Here is a 20,046-nt window from a genome sequence, read left to right on the forward strand (position 1 = left end):
GCGGGACTTTAAAAGGAAATAGGCCCATTATCTGGCAATACATTTCAAAAGAGCAGGCATCCAAAAAATACGTGTCAACACTACATTTATTTTTTATATTGCAGGGAGAATACGTTAAGGCTTGTTCCCGGTTGCTGTTTCAGATGATCGCTAAGTTAACCATGCTGCTCCTTATCTGGTAGCTTTCCGTTTAATCATTGAGATGTATTGCCAGATGAATAAATTTACCATTACACTGCGTTTTTGCAGCGCAAGAGCCTTGCTCCGGTGCCTGTTTGCCTTAATAACACTCTTTTCTTTCCAAACATCGATTGGGCAGCTCAGTGAATACAATTTCGTCAATTTCGATAACCGTGACGGACTTTCCTCCAATAGTGTAAACGCTATTTTAAAGGACCACACTGGTTATATGTGGTTCGGCACGGACGATGGCCTGAATAAGTTCGATGGCAGCAAGTTTGTAGTTTACCACCACAACACTTCCGATACCAATAGTATTTCTTCCAACAAAATATCAGCCTTGTGCGAAGACGGCGATGGGAACTTATGGATAGGTACCAGTAAATCTCTTTCGCTCTACGACCGGAAAAGGAACCTTTTCCTGAATACGCACATCACGCAGGGAAATGCAGTACGCGCCCTCTATGCCGACCAATCGGGAAACATCTGGGTGGGCTGTTATATGGGCCTTTTGCGGTACAACCATAAAAAAGGGGAATTGCAGCATTTTATTGCCGATGGAAAACCTGGAAGTCTGAAGTCCGGAATCGTTTCCAGCATATTGAAGGACAGAAAGGGAAGGCTATGGGTGGGTACCAATGGTGGCCTGCACCTCTACAAACCAGCCACGGGAAAATTTGATGTTTTCATGAACAGTAAGGATCCGCGCTCGATCAGCGACAACAATATGAAGGCGATCGTGGAAGATGCTTCGGGAAACATCTGGATCGGGACGGGAGGGGGTGGATTAAATGTATTTCAACCGCAGGATTCAACTTTTAAAACATACAGAAGTGTGGAGGGGAATGAGCGCACACTGTTAAGCGACCGGGTGATCTGTCTGGCCGTCGCCCCCACCGGCAAACTCTGGGTGGGTAGTGAAAAAGGGTTGGTGATCATGGACCCTGAAACCGGCCTGGCGCAGCGGATACCGCACAATCCCCGGAATGCATTCAGCCTGAAAGGACAATCGCTCCGCAGTTTATACATCGACAAGAAAGGATTATACTGGGTGGGAAGTTACCAGAACGGGGTGGCGAAATACGATACCAATCTTCCTTTTTTTCACCTGGTACACGGGAATCCCTTCGATCCGTATGGACTTCGCGCGCCCAATGTCACTTCTTTTGCGGAAGGAAAGAACGGTGATATCTACGTTGGCGCCGATGTTGGTGGCCTTAGCGTCTATCACCCGAAAACGGGATTGTTCGATCAGGTGAAACTCTCCGGTAAGATCGTAACGGTGTTGGCGCTGGAAAGGGCGGGCGACGAGCTTTGGATCGGCACTTATGGCAATGGAATATACGTATTAAACATCCAGACCGGAAGCATACGCAATTACCACACGAAAGATGGCTTCTCTGGCCTTAACTGCGATGAGATATTTTGCCTGAAGAAAGACAGGAAAGGAAATATATGGGTGGGGCCTAACGGGAATGAGGTCATGTTATTTTTACCTGAAAAGGGCGTTTTTCAGGGATTCAGCAATTACCTCGGAGGACCTACGGGAACAAAACCACCCGCCAGAGCTTATGTAAGGGATATCCAGGAAGATGAGCAGGGTAACATCTGGCTAGCCACCCATGGAAGGGGTGTTGATGTGTATAACCCAAATGACCGGAGCCTGAAGTTGTACAACAGTTTGAATACGGGCTTTTTACTCGAAGAAGCTTTCTCTATACTGCCTGGAAGGAATGGAAAGATTTGGCTCGGCACCTACGGTAACGGTTTGTTTGTTTTCGACAAAAGAAACGGTAAGCTCACCAATATGAACACGAACCAGCAACTCTCTAACGCGGCCATCAACAAGATACTGGAAGATGGTTCCGGCAAGTTGTGGATCGGTACGAATAAGGGACTCAGTTCGCTGGACCCTGATCGTAATATCGTTCGCAATTACACCTTCAGGAACGGTTTACAAAGAAGTTCCTTCAACAGGGGGGCGGGTATCATCGCGTCTACAGGCGAACTGTACTTCGGGGGCGTGGAAGGGTTCAACCATTTCTTCCCCGATAAACTCAGGCACAACGCTAATGTTCCGCCGGTGACGTTTACCGGACTAAAAGTGGATAACCAGGCGGTTAAGCCAACCACTGAAAAAAAGTCCATCATCAACGATCATATTGGCGAAGCAGAAAGGATACAGGTTAATTACAAGCAGAACCTGGAAATAGAATTCGCCGCGCTCGATTTTACGAACCCCGATGAATGCGACTACTGGTACTACCTGAAGGGCTTTGATAAAAAATGGAGCAGAGCGGGCAGAACCAACAGCGCGGTATTTACCAACCTTGATCCCGGAGAATACGAGTTCCAGGTAAAAGCGGTGAACACCAACGAAGGCTGGACCACCCAAACGGCATCCGTTAAGCTCTTTGTTAAGCCACCTTTCTGGCGCACCAACCTCGCTTATGTTTGCTATGTTCTATTGGCCGCAGCTTTGATATTGGGCGCAAGGCGAAGGGGCATCAGTAAACTGAAACTGAAATTTGCCGCTGAACAGGAGAAACAGCAGATCAAACAACTGATAGAGGCGGAACGCCGGGAAGCGGAGCGCCAGCGGGATTTTGACCAGGCCAGGATAAAATTTCTCACCAACCTCAGCCATGAATTCCGAACGCCGATTTCCCTGATCTCAGGGCCGGTGCAGTCGTTGCTGGAAGGCGAAACCAATGCCAAAAAGATAGGCCAGCTTACCATGGTAAAACGGAATTCCAGGCGGCTGCTCAACCTGGTGAACCATTTGCTGGATTTCCGCCGGCTGGAAGACAAAGAATCGCACCTGAACCCGGAGCCGGGTAATATCGTCGACTTTGTGCAGGAAATCAGCGAATCTTTCAGGGACCTCGCCAATAGAAAAGGTATTGGCTTCCTGCTTACCACCGCAATAGAATCTTACTACACACAGTTCGACAAGGATAAAATGGAACGCATCCTGTTTAATCTCCTGAGCAACGCGTTCAAGTTCACCCCCAGGGGCGGAACAATAACGGTGCATGTAAAGCAGGGAGAACGTCCGGGAGAAGAAGTATTCATTGAGATTTCAGATACCGGTATAGGCATGTCGGCCGAAGAATCAAGTCGTATATTCGACCGTTTTTTCCAGGCTGAAACACCGCCGGAGATCATGAACCAGGGCAGCGGCATCGGCCTCTCGATCGTGAAGGAATATGTAAGGATGCACGAGGGCAATATCCAGGTACAGAGTATGAAAGGGAAGGGCACCAGCTTTACCCTCATCTTCCCGTTGAAGGAAGTAATGGTACCCGAAGTTGCGGTAGCGCGCGAAAACACCGCCGACTCAATGGAAAAAACACTGGAGCCGGCCGAACTAGTTTCAGACGATGCGGGCGAACGCATGACGATCCTCCTGGTAGAAGATGATGATGATTTCAGGGCTTACCTTCGCGGTCACCTGGAAGATGAATACAGGATCATCGAAGCGGCCGATGGCAGGGAAGGATGGCAGAAAGCGCTTTCGGGCCACCCGAATGTGATCATCAGCGATATCAGTATGCCCCACATGAATGGTATCGACCTCAGCAACAAGATCAAGTCCGATAAGCGCACCGCACATATCCCGGTGATCCTGCTGACGGCGCTTACCGGCGATACCCACCAGCTGATGGGGTTAAAAACAGGGGCCAGCGACTATCTCTCCAAGCCTTTCAGCGGCGAAGTGCTGAAACTTAAAATACGTAACCTCGTGGCCCTGAATGAACAATTGAAAAAAACGTACAGCAAGCGGCTCAAGCTGGATGTGCCCGAAACCGCCGTTCAGTCGGAAAACGAGAAGCTCCTCCTCAAAATCAGGGCTTACATCGAAAAGAACATGTACAACGAGAACCTCTCGGTGGAGCAACTCAGCAAGCACCTGTTTATGAGCCGGGCCACACTTTACAATAAAATACTTGATATGACCGGGGAAACACCGGTGGAGTTCATCCGCTCCGTTAAACTACAGAAAGCGGTGGAACTGCTGGAGCACAGCGATATGCGGATCGCCGATATTGCTTATTCGGTCGGGTTCACCAGTCCCAACTATTTTGCCCGGGCATTTAAACTGAAATTCAACATGTCGCCCACGGAATATGCGACTCAAAAACGGGGAACAACCGGTTAAATGCGCTGTGATTTGACATTTTTACTCATAAATTAGTCATTCGTTCCCTTTCGTTCCTGCCTCGCAGCATAGATTTGGCATTGATCCCACACGTTCAAACGGGGGTGGGAGAAATAAACCATTGCTTATGCCAGCGCCTGTTTTTCCTGCTCCACCGCAATTTATTGCTATCCGCACTTTACGGGTACCGGCCTTCATTTATTCCTGTTCATTTTAACATGCTAAATATAAGAACGAGTATCATGAATTTCAGACAAAAGAATGTACTGTTGATCCTTCTGGCCTGCTTTCCTTTTGGCCTGATCGCGCAAGCGCAGAAAAAAAAGAGCAAAGTGGTAACCGACCCGGTTTTTTCCGCTTTCAGCTACAAAGGGAACGATGCCATTTATACTGATAATCCCTTAAAGGCAGATGAGTTCTATAACCCGATTCTGCAAGGCTGTTACCCTGACCCCAGCATCACGAAGAAGGGGAACGACTATTACCTGGTCAACTCTTCTTTCTCCATGTTTCCCGGGGTGCCTATTTTTCATTCCAACGACCTTGTGAACTGGAAACAGATCGGCCATGTGCTGGACCGCCGTTCCCAACTGAAAGTGGACAGTGCGGGCATCTCCGCGGGTATTTACGCCCCGGATATCAAATACAATCCCGGCAACGAAACGTTTTATATGATCACCACACAAATTGCTTCCGGCATCGGAAACATGGTGGTGAAAACAAAAGATCCTTTAAAAGGATGGAGCGATCCGAAGAAACTGAACTTCGACGGCATCGATCCTTCCATCTTTTTTGACGACAACGGAAAGGCCTATATCACACACAACGATGCCCCGGACAGAGGTAAAACACTGTACAATGGCCACCGCGTGATCAAAATCTGGGAATACGACCTTCAGAACGACCAGGTAATTCCCGGCACAGATAAGATTATCGTGGATGGGGGCGTGGACATCACCCAAAAACCCATCTGGATCGAAGGCCCGCACCTGTACAAGAAGAACGGTAAATATTACCTTATGTGCGCCGAAGGCGGTACCGGCGGCTGGCACAGTGAAGTGATCTTCGTGAGCGACAGCCCAACGGGCCCCTTCAAACCAGCGCCAAGTAACCCTATCCTTACGCAGCGACATTTCCCTAAAGACAGGAAAGACAAAGTAGACTGGGCCGGACACGCCGACCTGGTGGAAGGTCCCGACGGAAAATACTACGGTGTTTTCCTCGGCATTCGTCCCAACAACCAGGACAGGGTTAACGCGGGCAGAGAAACATTTATGCTGCCCGTAGACTGGTCCGGTGAATTCCCCGTTTTTGAGAACGGACTCATCCCCATGCGTCCCAAACTGAAAGTGCCGAAAGGCACAGAAAGGAAATGGGAGCAGGGCGGTTATTTCCAGAACGGCAACTTTACTTTCAACGAAGATTTCTCCAAAGATACCCTCGATTTCAGATGGATCGGCGTGAGAGGTCCCCGCGAAGAATTCATCGCAAAAACGAAGGACGGTCTGATCATCAAGCCTTCTGAAAGGAACATCAAATCGAACAAAGTAACCTCCACACTTTTTCACCGCCAGCAACACAATGCTTTTGAAGCGGCGTTCACCCTTAAATACGCGCCACGGTCCGCGACTGATATGGCCGGACTGGTTTGTTACCAGAGTGAAAGGTTCAATTATGTATTCGGCATTACCCGCAAGGGCACCGAAGATTTCCTGGTGCTCGCTAAAACTAACAAAGGTGAAACCACGGTGGTGGCCAGCGTAAAAATTGATACCGGCAAACCCGTTCGTTTGCAGGTTGTGGCCAACCACGATGAATACAGGTTCAACTATTCTACCGACGGTACCAATTTCCAGAACCTTGGCGGAACGGTGTCAGGCGATGTGCTTTCCACGAATGTGGCAGGCGGCTTCACCGGCTCACTGATTGGATTGTATGCCACAACGGGGAACGATATTCAGCCACAATAGCCTGCGTTCAGCTGTAACAGCGCATACGCTTTACATATCATTGTTTGAAAAATGGCGCATCATCCGGTGCGCCATTTTATGTAATAGCGCTTATCGTTTGGCCAGCGCTGTTGCTTCCATTTCACTGATATCAGTAAGCGCATATCTCTTAATATCGTTGATGGTCATTTCATCCAATATGTCTACGGTTTGCTTATAAGTGGCTTCGTTGGTTGGTTTGATGATGATCATTAATTTTTCAGGGTCTGTATTCCTTTTTTTCCGGATGATGTATTCGCGGATACCCGAAGCCTGAGCGGTTTTAAGTAGATCGGGCCGCGCGGCATCAAAAATGCCTTCATAGAAATGAATACTGCCTTCTTTTCCCAGTAATAAGGTAAGTGTGCCGGATTCAGGGGATTTGGTGGAATCTTTTAACGTGTCCTTTGGGACATACAAATCCATCGCTTTCAGCTCTTCCAGTTGTGTCGTGAAAATGAAGAACATGATGAGCAGGAAACACACGTCTACCATGGCGGTAAGGTCAACGCGGGATGGCTTCTTTTTCATTTTGTATGGGCCGGATCGTGCACGGGAGTGCTCGGAGGGCGCTGTTATTTCTGCCATAAAAAAAGTTTAAAGTGAAACGAAACGAGATTTGATGTAAGATGATGTGGGCCAGGTATTCCATAAACAGGAACAGCATTCTTGAATGCTGGTACGGGCAAAGTATCCGGCTGGCCGCCGCTTAAACGAAATTTTCTTACATTGCCCGGATAAATGTTTCCCATGAAAATAGTCGCGTCTGTTCTCGTAGCATTGGTGGCCCTTGAACACCTATATATCCTTTGGATCGAAATGTTTGCATGGACCACCAAGGGTAAAAAAACATTCCGTTCTTTCCCGGAGCATTTGTTTGAACCCACAAAGGCGCTGGCCGCCAACCAGGGGCTTTACAACGGGTTCCTGGCTGCTGGCCTGATATGGAGTTTGTGTATCGGTTCGGAAGAATGGGCAAGAAATGTAGCGGTCTTTTTTCTTATGTGCGTAATAGTGGCGGGTGTGTATGGCGCGGCCACGGCATCAAGGTCAATATTTTTTAAACAGGCTTTGCCTGCGGTGCTGGCGTTGGGGGCGGTGTTGATTTGGTGGTGAGTATATACAAAAAGGCCATCCCGTTTAACACGAGATGGCCTGAGATTATTGGTGATTATTTTTTACGTTGGCAGTCTCTTTACCACATCTTAAACACTAATAGTGCCACCGCACAAATGCTTCCATCGCCGCATACTGCGTTAACCCTAACTGCGCATACAGGTTAGCGGTATTGCTGTTCCTGTCTTCGGCACGCTGCCAGAATTCCCTGGAATCAGAACCCTGGAAAGGAACCATATCTTTCTGCGATTGATGTATAAAAATGCCGAAGCGTTTTTTCATCACCTGGTCGGGACTCATTGGGATGGCCATTTCTATTTCGGAAATATCCCATTCCTGCCAGGCGCCTTTGTACAGCCAAACCCAGCAGTCGTTGATCCAGGTTTCACCCGCTTCTTTCAGGCGGCGCATCGATTCAAAAATAATATCGAGGCATACCTTGTGTGTACCGTGCGGATCGGCCAGGTCGCCCGCGCAATATACCTGGTGGGGTTTTATCTTTCTAAGGAGTTCCATGGTGATGCGGATATCTTCCTCGCCCATGGGATTTTTCTGGATGGCGCCGGTTTCGTAGAAGGGCAGGTTCATAAAATGCCATTGTCCTTCCTTCAGGCCAACGTAACGGCAGGTGGCGGCGGCTTCTCCGCGGCGGATCAGTCCTTTGATGGAACGGATCATGGGGGTATCCATATCGTTCTTCTTTTTCCCCGCGATGAATTGCTGGGCCTCGGCTAGGATGCTTTTCGATTTTGTATTGTCGCTGCCCGAGATTTCTTCGAAGCCAACGGCGAAGTCGATAAAACGGGTCACGAACTCATCGGTAACGGCGATATTTCCGGAGGTCTGGTAAGCCACATGTACTTCGTGCCCCTGGTCGTGCAAACGCATGAAGGTGCCGCCCATGGAGATGATGTCGTCATCGGGATGGGGGGAGAAGATCAGGCATTTTTTGGGATAGGGCGTTGAGCGTTCCGGGTGCGCGGGGATCACGGCATTGGGTTTTCCGCCGGGCCATCCGGTGATGGAGTCGCGGAGCATGTAGTATACCTGGAGGTTGATTTCGTAGGCGTCTCCCTTTTCCACGAGGAGGTCGCTTAATCCATTGTCGTTGTAATCACTTGTAGTAAGGCTGAGCACGGGTTTGCCAGTTTTCAGCGACATGTTCACCACCGCTTTGCGGATCATCTTAGGGGTCCATTCACAGTCTCCGGTAAGCCAGGGCGATTTATTGCGGGTAAGTTCAGCGGCCGCCACTTCGTCGAGTACGAACTGGCAATCGTTATGGTCCTGGAGCAGCGAGGCGGGAATCTGGTCGGTAACCGGTCCTTCCACGGCTTTCTGCACGATGGCGGCTTTCATGCCCCAGGCCATCAGGATTACCTTACGCGCTTTCATGATGGTGCTGATGCCCATGGTGATGGCGAGGCGCGGTACTTCAGATATGTTGCGGAACTCGTGGGAGTTGGCGATCCTGGTGGAATTATCGAGGGTGATGAGTCGTGTTTTGGAATAGATGGCGGAACCGGGTTCGTTGAAGCCGATATGGCCGTTGTTGCCGATGCCCAGCACCTGGAGGTCGATACCGCCGGCACGGTCGATGCGTTCCTCGTATTCCGCGCAATGTTTTTTTACATCTTCCTTCGCGATCTCTCCGTTGGGAATGTTGATGTTGGCGGGATTTATGTCCACATGATCGAAAAGGTTGCGGTGCATGAACCTGTTGTAGCTCTGCCAGGCATCATTGTCGATCGGATAGTATTCATCAAGGTTAAAAGTGACCACGTTTTGAAAACTCAGGCCTTCTTCGCGGTGGAGCCGAACCAGTTCAGCGTACATGGAAATGGGGGTGGAACCCGTTGCCAGTCCTAAAACACATTTTTCGCCTTTGCTTTGTTTTTCTCTGATCAGTGCGGCTATAGCAGCGGCCACTGCACGAGAACCATCCTTCGGTGTAGCGTGGATCGCCACCGGGATCTTCTCAAAAGAATCTACCATGCTCATGTTGGTTGTTTAATTAGAGGATCTGAAATGGAGTCACGAAATTATAATCAATTTTCGGTAAACACCTAATTAATCAGGCATCAATCGGCAAAAAATAGCAAAAATGAGCAGGGAAAACGTTTGCGCAATAAATATTTAATAGAGAAGAAACCAATGCGATCGGTTGCGCAAAAAGCAATGCAGACAGGGCTTTGGATTTGCAATTGTAGAATATCGCTTTTGTTGTTCATCAAAAAGCTTGTTTATAATAAGATGTAGATGCATGATTCCGCTGATTTGAGAACGAAGAAGGTAATAAGTGCGGCTATATAGGAACGTTAGATAGTCCCGCAGGCAAAAAAAATGTTTTAAATCAAACACGTATAAGGACGTAAGTTTTATTTTCTTGTAATGCGGCCGTATTATTCTGCCCTTCAAGTTATACCATCGTCTGCTACAAAAACCCTATTGAGGAGCGAAGTTCGGAGTTTCGCAGTGCTATTTTTTCCTGCATTCAACACTTTATAGACTTAGATCAAGAAATTTTTTCACACCTATGTTTGCATGAAATTGCGCTTTTGTTCCATAAAATAGTAGTTTTGAGCAAATAATAATGCACGATTGTGCGTTTTTGCTCCTTTTTTATTATATTCGAAACGAAGTGTTTCAGAGTCGTCAACGCATGGTTAATTATCCGGAGACCTTTTAATTCGATTCCAAAACGCAAAAAAAAACTGCAGCATTGAGCATCAACAAATTTTGTTTCAAGTATACGGAGTCAGCCAATCCCAATACGCCCGACGATCCTGCGTTCTAAGAATACAATAGCAATATAAACAGCACTGAGATGAAAAAGGAATTTACCAGGGTAACAGAACAGGCATCCCCTTACAGACACCTGGAGCAGATGAGTGTAACCGAGATTCTAACGCACATCAACAATGAAGACAAAACCGTACCCTACGCCGTGGAAAAGGCATTGCCGCAGATCGACGCGTTTATCCAGGCCGCTGCCGATAAAATGCTCACCGGAGGCAGACTTTTCTATATTGGCGCGGGAACCAGCGGCAGGTTAGGCGTGGTGGACGCCAGTGAATGTCCGCCCACCTACGGGGTGCCACCAGAGCTGGTGAACGGGGTGATCGCAGGCGGGAACAAAGCCATCCTTAGTGCCGTGGAATATGCGGAAGACGACAGGTTGCAAGGATGGAAAGACCTGCAGGAAAGGAATATTACCGAAGACGATGTGGTGCTGGGTATTGCCGCAAGCGGTGCCACTCCTTACGTATTGGGTGCGCTGGAGGAATGCCGGAAAAGAAATATCCTGACGGGAAGCATCGCCTGTAACCCCGGTTCTCCGGTATCGGAAATCGCGGAGTTTCCCATGGAAATTGTAGTGGGCCCCGAATTCGTGACCGGCAGTACCAGGATGAAAAGTGGCACGGCACAGAAACTGGTGTTAAACATGATCTCCACCACGCTGATGATCCAGCTCGGAAGGGTAGAGGACAACAAAATGGTGAACATGCAGCTGACCAATGAAAAACTGGTGGACCGTGGCGTAAAAATGCTCATGGAAAAAACAGGAATCACCGATTATGAAAGGGCCAAAACACTGCTGCTGAAATACAAATCCGTTAAACGATCCATGGAAGCGATCCGCGCAACACATGAATAGGTTAATCCCATCCGCTGTGGGTACGATGTGCATAACTATGCCCATTGAAATACACATCGAAATTTCTTTTGAAGTAGATTTATAACATGCTCCCGCACTACCAGACACTCCAAACCATCTACGAGATCGTAAAGCACGATTCAAGACCCCATACTTACTGGTGCAGTCCGCGTGAGATCATCGTCCGGCAGTTGCTGGGATGGGATATTGTAGAACAACACCTGCACGAATTGGTGAACGAAGGCCTGGCCGAATGTAAAAATCTGGGCACCTATGCCTACCGTATGACGCTCGAAGGCCTGGAAAAAGCCCGTTCCCTCTCCCAGAAAACCCCCGTTTTCCACTAGTTTTTTCACGGTATGCCTTTTGCTTTTTTCACCGGAGTTCCCGGTAGGAAAATCTATTGCCGGTGAGCCGCTAAAGCAACTTAACTTTCAGCTATGAATGCATACGAAGCACTTGCCATGGACGAACTGAAACGATGGCAGCGGAAAATGACCAAAAGGCCTTCGCTGGTGAATAAACTGTCGAAGAAGTTACAGACGAAACTCAATAGTTATATTCCCGATAAAGTACACGCGGGCATTACCGCCGTGGTCAAACAAATGGTGCGCGGGGTATTGTTCGGAGCGGAATATACCACCTCCAAAAAAGAAGTGTACCGCACGCTCGAAGTAGCCGAATCGGCGGTGAAAGCAAGGATAGACGTGTATAAGAAAACCGCTGCCACGGAAGGCGGAATCACAGGAGCCGGAGGAATATTGATGGGGTTGGCGGATTTTCCTTTGTTACTGGGCATCAAACTAAAAATGTTGTTCGACATCGCTTCCGAATACGGGTTCGATGTGAAGGAGTTCAAAGAAAGGCTGTTCATCCTTCATATCTTTCAACTGGCTTTCTCCAGCCAGCAACACCGGAAAAAAGTGTTTGAACAAATGTCCGACTGGGAGGAGAAAAGTAAATTCATCCCGGAAGACATCCAGCAATTCGACTGGCTCAGTTTCCAACAGGAATACCGCGATTATATAGACCTCGCGAAACTGGCGCAACTCATCCCCGGCATCGGTGCGGTGGTTGGTGTAGTGGTGAATTACCGGCTGCTGAACCAGTTGGGAGAAACGGCCATGAACGCCTACCGGATGCGCTGGATGGAAATGAAAAGATTACCGGCCTGATGGTATGCGGTACATTGTTCTATGCCGTACATTTGAAATATGGCAAAAACAACCAAAAAGGCCGTCACTGTTAAACCTGTTGATGCCTCAACTTCGGAGGATGAGTTTCAGTCGGTATTCAACAGCCTGAAAAAATTGTTGCAGCGCCATGCCAAAGGGAATTTCTCCGCAAGGCAGGATGAACCCGGTAACTATACCGTGTATTACGATAAACCTGTTGAAATGCTGAACAGGCAATATCCGGATGTTATGTTCGCCTCCGCCGTCATCAAAAAAGGCTATGTGGGCTTTTATTTTTTCCCGCTGTACATTGCCCCGGAACTGAATGAAGCACTCGCACCCGTTCTGCTGAAATGTTTAAAAGGAAAGACCTGTTTTTACATCAAAAAAGATGACCCGGAACTCATGAAAGCTGTTTCGGAGGCCCTCGAATCGGGTATTCAGTTTTATCATACAAAAGGTTGGAAATAACGCACCATGGAAAAGATTGTTGAACAGGCAGTTGCCGTAATAGGTATGGAGAAATATACTTCCAATGTGGTTTCGGCCGGTCATGAATTACTGGCGGATGAACCAATGGAACTTGGCGGGGCCGACAAAGGCATGAATCCTTTTTCCTTACTGGCCGCATCCCTCGCCACTTGTACCACCAGCACCCTCCGTATGTACGCGGACCGGAAACAATGGCCGCTGGAAGGGGTGGAAGTGAAAGTGACCCTGAAAAGAAACGATGTGTTCCAAGGAATGCTGATCGATAAAGAAGTTCACCTGAAGGGGATTCTTTCTCCCGAACAAAAGGCGCGCTTACTGGATATCGCTGAAAAATGCCCCGTTCAGAAAGTGCTTACAGGGGAAATAAAAGTGAATACGGTCGCTTTCTGAAGAAAAAAAAATACACCCGCGTGGGATTTATGCTTGCTGAATGGTCTATATGGATGAATACATCAAAGGACCATTATGAAGAAAAATATATTCATCGCGATTTCCATTTTGTGCTGTACCATCCTGGCCATGGCACTCATTCAAAAAAAGGATCCGTTAAAAGACAATTTCAGCGTCGCGGCTAAAAGGTACACCACGCTCCTCCAAACCGCTACCGATCTTACAAAATACCCGCATTCCATCAACAAAGACGGCACGCTGGCTTATTACCCGATCGAAGAATGGACCGGCGGTTTCTGGCCCGGCATTCTCTGGTACATGTACGAGTTCACGGGAGAGCAAAAATGGAAAACAGCCGCCACCACCTGGACCGAATCGCTGGAAAGCAACCAGTTCAATACCGCGCACCACGACATCGGTTTTATGATGTATTGCAGCTATGGCAATGCTTTACGCTTCAACAACAATACCGCTTACCGTGCCATCCTGGTACAATCAGCAAAGTCACTCTGCAAAAGATATGCTCCTGTCGTGGGTAGTATTCAATCGTGGAACCCCCGGAAATCGAAAGGGGAGAAGCACCAATGGAATTATCCCGTGATCATGGACAACATGATGAACCTCGAACTGTTGTTCTATGCCGCGAAAACCACGGGCGATACTGCTTTCAGCCATATTGCGGTGCGGCACGCCGAAACCACAATGAAAAACCACTTACGCCCCGATAACAGCTCTTACCATGTGGTGAACTACGATCCGGTAACCGGCAATGTGTTACACCGGCAGACACTTCAGGGGTTTTCAGACAATTCCACCTGGGCGCGCGGACAGGCATGGGGTATCTATGGCTTTACCACCTGCTACCGCGAAACAAAGGATCCGCGTTTCCTGCGCACGGCCTGTAATATGGCGGATTTCTTCCTGGACCATCCCAATCTTCCGGCAGACAAAGTTCCTTTCTGGGACTTTAACGCGGGACAGCCAGGCTTCGTTCCCGATTGGCAGTTTGACCCCAAAAAATATGTTCCCGTTCCACGCGATGCTTCCGCTGCGGCCATTACCTGCTCCGCTTTATTCGAACTGGCAGGGTACGTCAATGCCGAACAAAGCAAAAAATACCTTGACGCCGCTCAAAAAATCATGCTTTCCCTGAGTTCCTCCACCTACCTGAACAAGGAGGGCGCGAACCCGTTCTTCCTGCTGAAACACAGTGTGGGCAACCTTCCCAGCGATCGGGAAGTGGATGTGCCGCTGATCTATGCGGATTACTATTTTATAGAAGCGATGCTGCGTTATAAAAAACTCAAACAGAAGTAGCGGATTTTCCATTGGTGAAAAAACTCTACATTTGAGGAGAGGAGATTTGCCGATGGATACCGGAATGGCCGAAGATAAATGGCTGCTCGCGCAGTTAAAAGAAGGGAGCCGCACCGCTTTTGATGCCTTGTACGAAAGGTATTGGGAGCAGGTGTATGGGGCTGCATACAAGCGACTACAGGATGCCGGTTTCGCAAAGGACATTACCCAGGACATCTTTCTCCAACTATGGCTCCGGCGGGAAGAGCTACAGATCGAGCACCTCCCGGCCTATCTTTTCACCGCCGTCAGAAACAACGTGTTCAAGCGGATGGAGAAAGAAAAAAGGTACACGCCCATCCCCGAACTGATGAGTTTGCCCGATGTGGCCTCCAATGCTGCCGATGGCGCCATCCTCCGCAAGGAATTCATGAAAGTGTACGAGGCGCTCATCAAAACCCTCACCCCTTCACAGCAGGAGATATTCAGGATGCGCTACCAGCAGGATATGACCACGGCGCAGATCGCCGAACAGCTCAATATTTCCCGCAAAACCGTTCAGAACCAGTTGGGAAAAAGCATCATTCATTTGCGGGAATCCCTTCTCTTGGCGCTTGTTTTCCTATTGCACCACCGGCCATAGCTCCGTTCCGCTTCATGGTTATTCGGATGCTCCATTATCTTTCATCAGAATTTTTTAAAAAATCTACTTCTTCGCGTGGGAGTTTTCGCATTCCGGCGGTCTATACAGGTACACCTTATTGCATACGTATGGACCGGCAAACATTTTCAGATATACTTTCCAGGTACAGGAACGGGATGGCTTCCGAAGAGGAAATCGCTTTCCTGCATGCCTATTACCTGCTGCATGAACCTGCCGGCGATGGTTTGCAAGGGCTGAGCCGTGAAGAAAAAATACAATTGAAACAGGACATCAGGGAAGGCATTCGCAGGGAAATGGACGCGGTGGAAACAACGCCGGTGCGCAGGATGAACTTTTCCAGGTGGATGGTGGCGGCGGCGCTTATCCTGTTGGCGGGCATTGGCGGTTATTTTTTCTTCCAGCGGCAGGAAGAGCAGACACGCGAGGAAATGGCCCGTACCCAGGTGGAACCCATTGTACCGGGTGGCAACAAAGCGATACTGACACTCTCGGATGGCTCCACTGTGTTGCTGGATGATGCCGGGAATGGTGTACTGGCCACACAAGGCAATGCCATCGTAAAAAAGAATGCAGACGGAGAACTGGCGTACGACCTGAATTCACGCCCCGCAACAGGCGCGGCAACTGTGTTCAATACCATCAACACACCGCGCGGAGGACAGTACAAACTTACTTTGCCCGATGGTACCAAAGTATGGCTGAACGCCGCGACAGTGCTTCGTTTCCCCACCACATTCACGGGAAATGAAAGAAAAGTTGAACTGGAAGGAGAAGCTTATTTTGAAGTGGCCACCAATAAAAAAATGCCTTTCCGCGTGCAGTCTGCGGCTCAAACCGTTGAAGTGCTGGGCACCCATTTCAACATCAATACCTACAAGGAAGAGCATGACGTAAAAACCACTTTGCTGGAAGGAAGCGTGAAAGTGAGCGCCGCGGTTGCTTCAGAACAAAAAATACTGGTACCGGGTCAGCAGTCTTTACTGGTGCCGGGCAAAGCGGGCATTTCGGTAGCGGAGGCTAATGTGGAAGAAGTGGTGGCCTGGAAGAACGGGCTCTTCATCTTCAACAAGGTGAGTCTTGAAACCATCATGCACCAGGTGGCCAGGTGGTACGATGTGGAAGTGGAATACCGGGGACGAATAACGGATGATGTGTTCGTGGGAAAACTGAACAGGAGTGAAAACGTACAGGAAGTGTTGCGTATCCTGGAACTGAACAATGTAAAATGTCATATTGAGGGTAGAAAGATAATCGTGGGTAAATAACCCCATTTTTAACCAAACCAAACCACTGCCGAAATGAATACAACACCTACTTGAGCCAGGTGAACCTTTCCAAAAAAAAACCGGAAGTGCTACCAACACAACCGGTTTGAGTCCGTACGGACCGTCTGGATCGGTTCCTGTAAATCTGTCGAGGAAATTCAGTCATTAATCCAAACTGTACAAATGTATGCTATTAATTTCTAATGGCAGGCGCCCTGCTGTTTCCGGGCGTTTACCCAAGCAAACGGTTCTTTCCATGAAACTCACTGCAATTCTTTTGTTTATTGGCTGCCTTCAGCTCAGCGCAAAAAGTTTTTCGCAGAACATCAATCTTTCTGCTAAGAATATGTCGCTCGAGAAGGCGCTTTCCATTATCGGGAACCAGAGCGGTCATTTCTTTTTTTACCGCTACAACGATCTCCGGAAGGCGAAGTCCGTTACTTTAGACCTGAAGAATACGCCCTTGAAACAGGCGCTGGAAGAAGCTTTCCGCAACCAGCCTTTCACGTATACCATCGACAACAAAACGATTGTTGTGAACAAAAAAGTGGAGACCCCTGTTGCCCCCAAACCTGAACTGGCCCCGCTGGCCGATGTAAAAGGAAAGGTGCTCAACGAAAAAAATGAACCCCTCCCGGGCGCTACCATCCGTGTGAAAGGCGCTAATAAAATGACCGTTTCCGACGCCGACGGCGTTTTCTCCCTCACCGGTGTTCCTGATGACGCGGTAATCGTTGTTTCCTACACCGGTTATGTGCAAAAGGAGTTCACCGCCGCTTCCGCGTCCGATATCGTGGTGGTACTGAAAGAAGAAGACAGTAACCTGAAAGCCGTTGTGGTGGTTGGTTACGGAACGCAACAACGTAAAGATGTGACCGGTTCCATCGCTACCATCTCCTCCCAGAAACTGAAGGACCAGGTGGTGACTACCATTGACGCCGCCATGGCCGGTCTGGCCGCGGGTGTACAGGTGTCGCAGGCTTCCGGTTCCCCGGGCGGCGGCGTTTCCGTAAGGGTACGCGGCGCCGGTTCCGTAACCGCGGGCAACGAACCGCTGTACGTGATCGACGGATTTCCCGTTACCAACGATTACAACCAGTTGAACAATCCGCTCAATACCATCAGTCCCAACGACATTGAATCCATCCAGATACTGAAAGACGCTTCCGCTACCGCGATTTATGGTTCAAGAGGTTCAAACGGGGTGGTGATCATTACCACCAAATCCGGAAAATCCGGAGTGTCAAGAATCAACTTTGACGCCTATACCGGTATCCAGGAAGTGGCCAAAAAAATTGAACTGCTGGACGCCGAAGGTTTCGGCAAGTACATCAACGAAACCCGCAACAACGGATGGATCGACCGTGGCGGTTCCGCAAGCGATCCCAACAGCGTACGGAATAGCGCACTGTACAATATTCCCGCTTTTACGGCCGATCCATCCACGATGGGCAAGGGCACCGACTGGCAGGATGAAATCTTCCGCTCCGCGCCCATGCGCAACTACCAGCTGAGCTTCTCCGGGGGCAACGAAAAAACGAAGTACTACCTCTCCGCCGGCTACCTGGATCAGGATGGTGTGGTGATCGGTTCCGATTTCAAAAGGTATTCTTTCAAACTTAACCTTGAATCGGATATCTCGAAGAGAATCCGCGTAGGCGCCAATATCACGCCCTCGTATACCACCAGCAATGTAAGTGACGCCGAGGGCCACTGGACCACGGGCGCCGTTATTCTTTCCGCATTGCTGATACCCCCGCATCTCCCTGTTTACAATCCCGATGGTACATACACTACCGCACGCGCATTGGGTAATGGCTTCAGCAGCGTGGAGAACCCTGTGAAAGTAGCCCTGGAAAAAGTCAACAAATTCAACCGCTTCCGTTTACTGGGTACCAGCTTCGCGGAAATCGAATTGTACAAAGACCTGAAGTTTAAAACCATGGTAGGCGTGGATCTCGCTTCCAGCAGGAACCGCACCTTTATTCCCTCTGTGATCGGCAGGGATGGCGCGGCGCCGCCACAAATTCCTTCCGCTACGGCTACTTCTACGGAGAATGTGAACTGGTTAACGGAACTGACCCTGAACTACAACAAAAGATTCGGCGCGCACGCCGTAAACGCAGTGGTGGGTTATACCGCACAGCAGGAAGAGTTCCAGAGCAACACGGTTTCCGCTACCAATTTCCCCAACGACCTCGTACAAACCATCAACGCGGGCGTGGTGAACGGCGGAAGCTCGGATATCCAGCAGTGGACGTTGCTTTCCTACCTGGCACGTGCCAACTATAGTTACGATAACAAGTACCTGCTCACGGCTACCATCAGACGAGACGGATCTTCCCGCTTTGGAGCCGATAACAAATGGGGCGTGTTCCCCTCCGTTTCGCTGGGATGGCGCATTTCGCAGGAAGATTTCATGCAGAACATCGCCTGGCTGAGCGAACTGAAACTGCGCACAAGCTACGGTGCTACCGGTAATAACTTCATCGGTAACTACGAACATATCGGTCTGATGACAGGACAGAACTACATCTTCGGTTCCGGTTCAGGCGCTATCGTGAACGGTGTGCGCCCCAGCACGTTCGCCAACGCCAACCTCGGTTGGGAACGCAACAACCAGTTCGATGCTGGCGTGGAAATTGGTGTTTTCGATAACCGTATTGCACTCGCGGTGGATTATTACGACAAAAGAACTTCCGACCTGCTGCTGGATGTGCAAACGCCGCTGGTAACAGGTTTCCCCAACGCCACGCAGAACATTGGTAAGATCAGGAACCATGGTCTTGAGTTCACCTTGAATACCAAAAACCTGGTGAACGCCTTTAAATGGAGTACCGATTTCAATATCTCCTTTAACAAAAATGAAGTACTGGAACTTGGCCCCGGCGGTGCGCCTGTGTATGCCAGCTTCCAGATCAACAACAGCCATATCACCCAGATTGGCGGTGAACTGGGCGCATTCTTCGGCTACGATGTGATCGGCGTTTTCCAGAACCAGAAAGAAATTGACGATAACCCCAGTTTCGCCGATTCCAAACCAGGACACCTTCGTTTCAGAGACGTGAATGGTGATGGAGAACTTTCTACCGCAGACAGAACCGTGTTAGGCAGCTCGCTTCCCGATTTCACCTGGGGGCTTACCAACAGCTTCTCTTACAACAATTTTGACCTGAGCGTAATGGTGCAGGGCGTACAGGGCTTTGAAATCATGAACCTCGGCCGCCGTTTCTATTCCAACTACGCCGGTACGGGTAACTCCCTCGCCGCTTCCTACGAGAATGCCTGGCGCTCCGAAGCCGATCCCGGCGATGGCAAAACACCACGCCTGAACAGGGACCTCGCGCGTTACACCAGCAGCAACGCCAGCGCCAACATTTCTTCCGTATTCATCGAGGATGGTTCTTTCTGGAGAATACGCAACATCGCGCTTGGCTACACCTTCAGCGAAAAACTGGTGTCGAAGATCGGTGCCAAAAGCATCCGCTTCTACGGCAGTGTGCAGAACGCCTTTACCAAAACCGATTACATCGGGTACAATCCGGAAATCAGCAACGTAGGCTCCAGCGCTACCGCGCCGGGTGTGGATTACGGCGGTTATCCCGTGGCACGCACCTTCACTTTCGGATTCAACCTCGGCTTCTAAACTTAAAAAGGATT

14 protein-coding genes are annotated in these 20,046 nt (G+C 49.3%); 12 read left to right on the top strand and 2 right to left on the bottom strand.

Going from position 1 to position 20,046, the window contains the following annotated elements; genetic code table 11:
• Positions 1–214: 214 nt before the first annotated feature.
• Positions 215–4,342: a hybrid sensor histidine kinase/response regulator transcription factor gene (locus M4J38_RS07610; protein WP_251758949.1), complete on the top strand. Its 4,128-nt coding sequence runs from the start codon at positions 215–217 to the stop codon at positions 4,340–4,342.
• 242 nt (positions 4,343–4,584) lie between these two features.
• Positions 4,585–6,312: a glycoside hydrolase family 43 protein gene (locus M4J38_RS07615; RefSeq protein WP_251758950.1), complete on the top strand. Its 1,728-nt coding sequence runs from the start codon at positions 4,585–4,587 to the stop codon at positions 6,310–6,312.
• 90 nt (positions 6,313–6,402) lie between these two features.
• Here the strand turns inward: M4J38_RS07615 and M4J38_RS07620 are convergent, their stop codons facing one another.
• Entirely contained in the window at positions 6,403–6,918 is a 516-nt protein-coding gene (locus M4J38_RS07620) for a biopolymer transporter ExbD (protein WP_251758951.1), read from the bottom strand.
• 162 nt (positions 6,919–7,080) lie between these two features.
• Here M4J38_RS07620 and M4J38_RS07625 point away from each other — a divergent pair, with 162 nt between their 5' ends.
• A complete protein-coding gene (locus M4J38_RS07625; RefSeq protein WP_251758952.1) occupies positions 7,081–7,446 on the top strand; it encodes a DUF1304 domain-containing protein in 366 nt (121 codons plus the stop codon).
• A gap of 96 nt (positions 7,447–7,542) precedes the next feature.
• Here the strand turns inward: M4J38_RS07625 and nagB are convergent, their stop codons facing one another.
• Positions 7,543–9,447 (bottom strand): glucosamine-6-phosphate deaminase, encoded by a 1,905-nt coding sequence (gene nagB, locus M4J38_RS07630; RefSeq protein ID WP_251758953.1) that lies wholly within the window; start codon positions 9,445–9,447, stop codon positions 7,543–7,545.
• An 826-nt stretch (positions 9,448–10,273) separates the two neighbouring features.
• On the opposite strand from nagB, the gene murQ reads away from it, so the two are divergent.
• From murQ to M4J38_RS07675, 9 genes are all read left to right on the top strand, one after another.
• Positions 10,274–11,104: an N-acetylmuramic acid 6-phosphate etherase gene (gene murQ, locus M4J38_RS07635; protein ID WP_251758954.1), complete on the top strand. Its 831-nt coding sequence runs from the start codon at positions 10,274–10,276 to the stop codon at positions 11,102–11,104.
• Between the two features lie 86 nt (positions 11,105–11,190).
• Positions 11,191–11,451 (top strand): hypothetical protein, encoded by a 261-nt coding sequence (locus tag M4J38_RS07640; RefSeq protein ID WP_251758955.1) that lies wholly within the window; start codon positions 11,191–11,193, stop codon positions 11,449–11,451.
• 93 nt (positions 11,452–11,544) lie between these two features.
• Positions 11,545–12,279, top strand: a complete 735-nt coding sequence (locus tag M4J38_RS07645; protein ID WP_251758956.1) for an EcsC family protein — start codon at positions 11,545–11,547, stop codon at positions 12,277–12,279.
• Between the two features lie 39 nt (positions 12,280–12,318).
• Entirely contained in the window at positions 12,319–12,750 is a 432-nt protein-coding gene (locus tag M4J38_RS07650; protein WP_251758957.1) for a hypothetical protein, read from the top strand.
• A 6-nt stretch (positions 12,751–12,756) separates the two neighbouring features.
• Positions 12,757–13,161 carry an OsmC family protein gene (locus M4J38_RS07655; protein ID WP_251758958.1) on the top strand — a complete coding sequence of 135 codons (405 nt, stop codon included), beginning with the start codon at positions 12,757–12,759 and terminating at the stop codon, positions 13,159–13,161.
• A gap of 75 nt (positions 13,162–13,236) precedes the next feature.
• A complete protein-coding gene (locus tag M4J38_RS07660; RefSeq protein WP_251758959.1) occupies positions 13,237–14,478 on the top strand; it encodes a glycoside hydrolase family 88 protein in 1,242 nt (413 codons plus the stop codon).
• Between the two features lie 31 nt (positions 14,479–14,509).
• The gene (locus M4J38_RS07665) at positions 14,510–15,100 is read left to right on the top strand and encodes an RNA polymerase sigma factor (protein ID WP_251758960.1); all 591 of its coding nucleotides are present in this window, start codon (positions 14,510–14,512) and stop codon (positions 15,098–15,100) included.
• A 128-nt stretch (positions 15,101–15,228) separates the two neighbouring features.
• A complete protein-coding gene (locus M4J38_RS07670) occupies positions 15,229–16,386 on the top strand; it encodes a FecR family protein (RefSeq protein ID WP_251758961.1) in 1,158 nt (385 codons plus the stop codon).
• Positions 16,387–16,642: 256 nt separating this feature from the next.
• Positions 16,643–20,032 carry a TonB-dependent receptor gene (locus M4J38_RS07675; RefSeq protein WP_251758962.1) on the top strand — a complete coding sequence of 1,130 codons (3,390 nt, stop codon included), beginning with the start codon at positions 16,643–16,645 and terminating at the stop codon, positions 20,030–20,032.
• Positions 20,033–20,046 lie beyond the last annotated feature (14 nt).

The organism is Parasegetibacter sp. NRK P23, assembly GCF_023721715.1.
Taxonomy (GTDB): Bacteria; Bacteroidota; Bacteroidia; order Chitinophagales; family Chitinophagaceae; genus Parasegetibacter.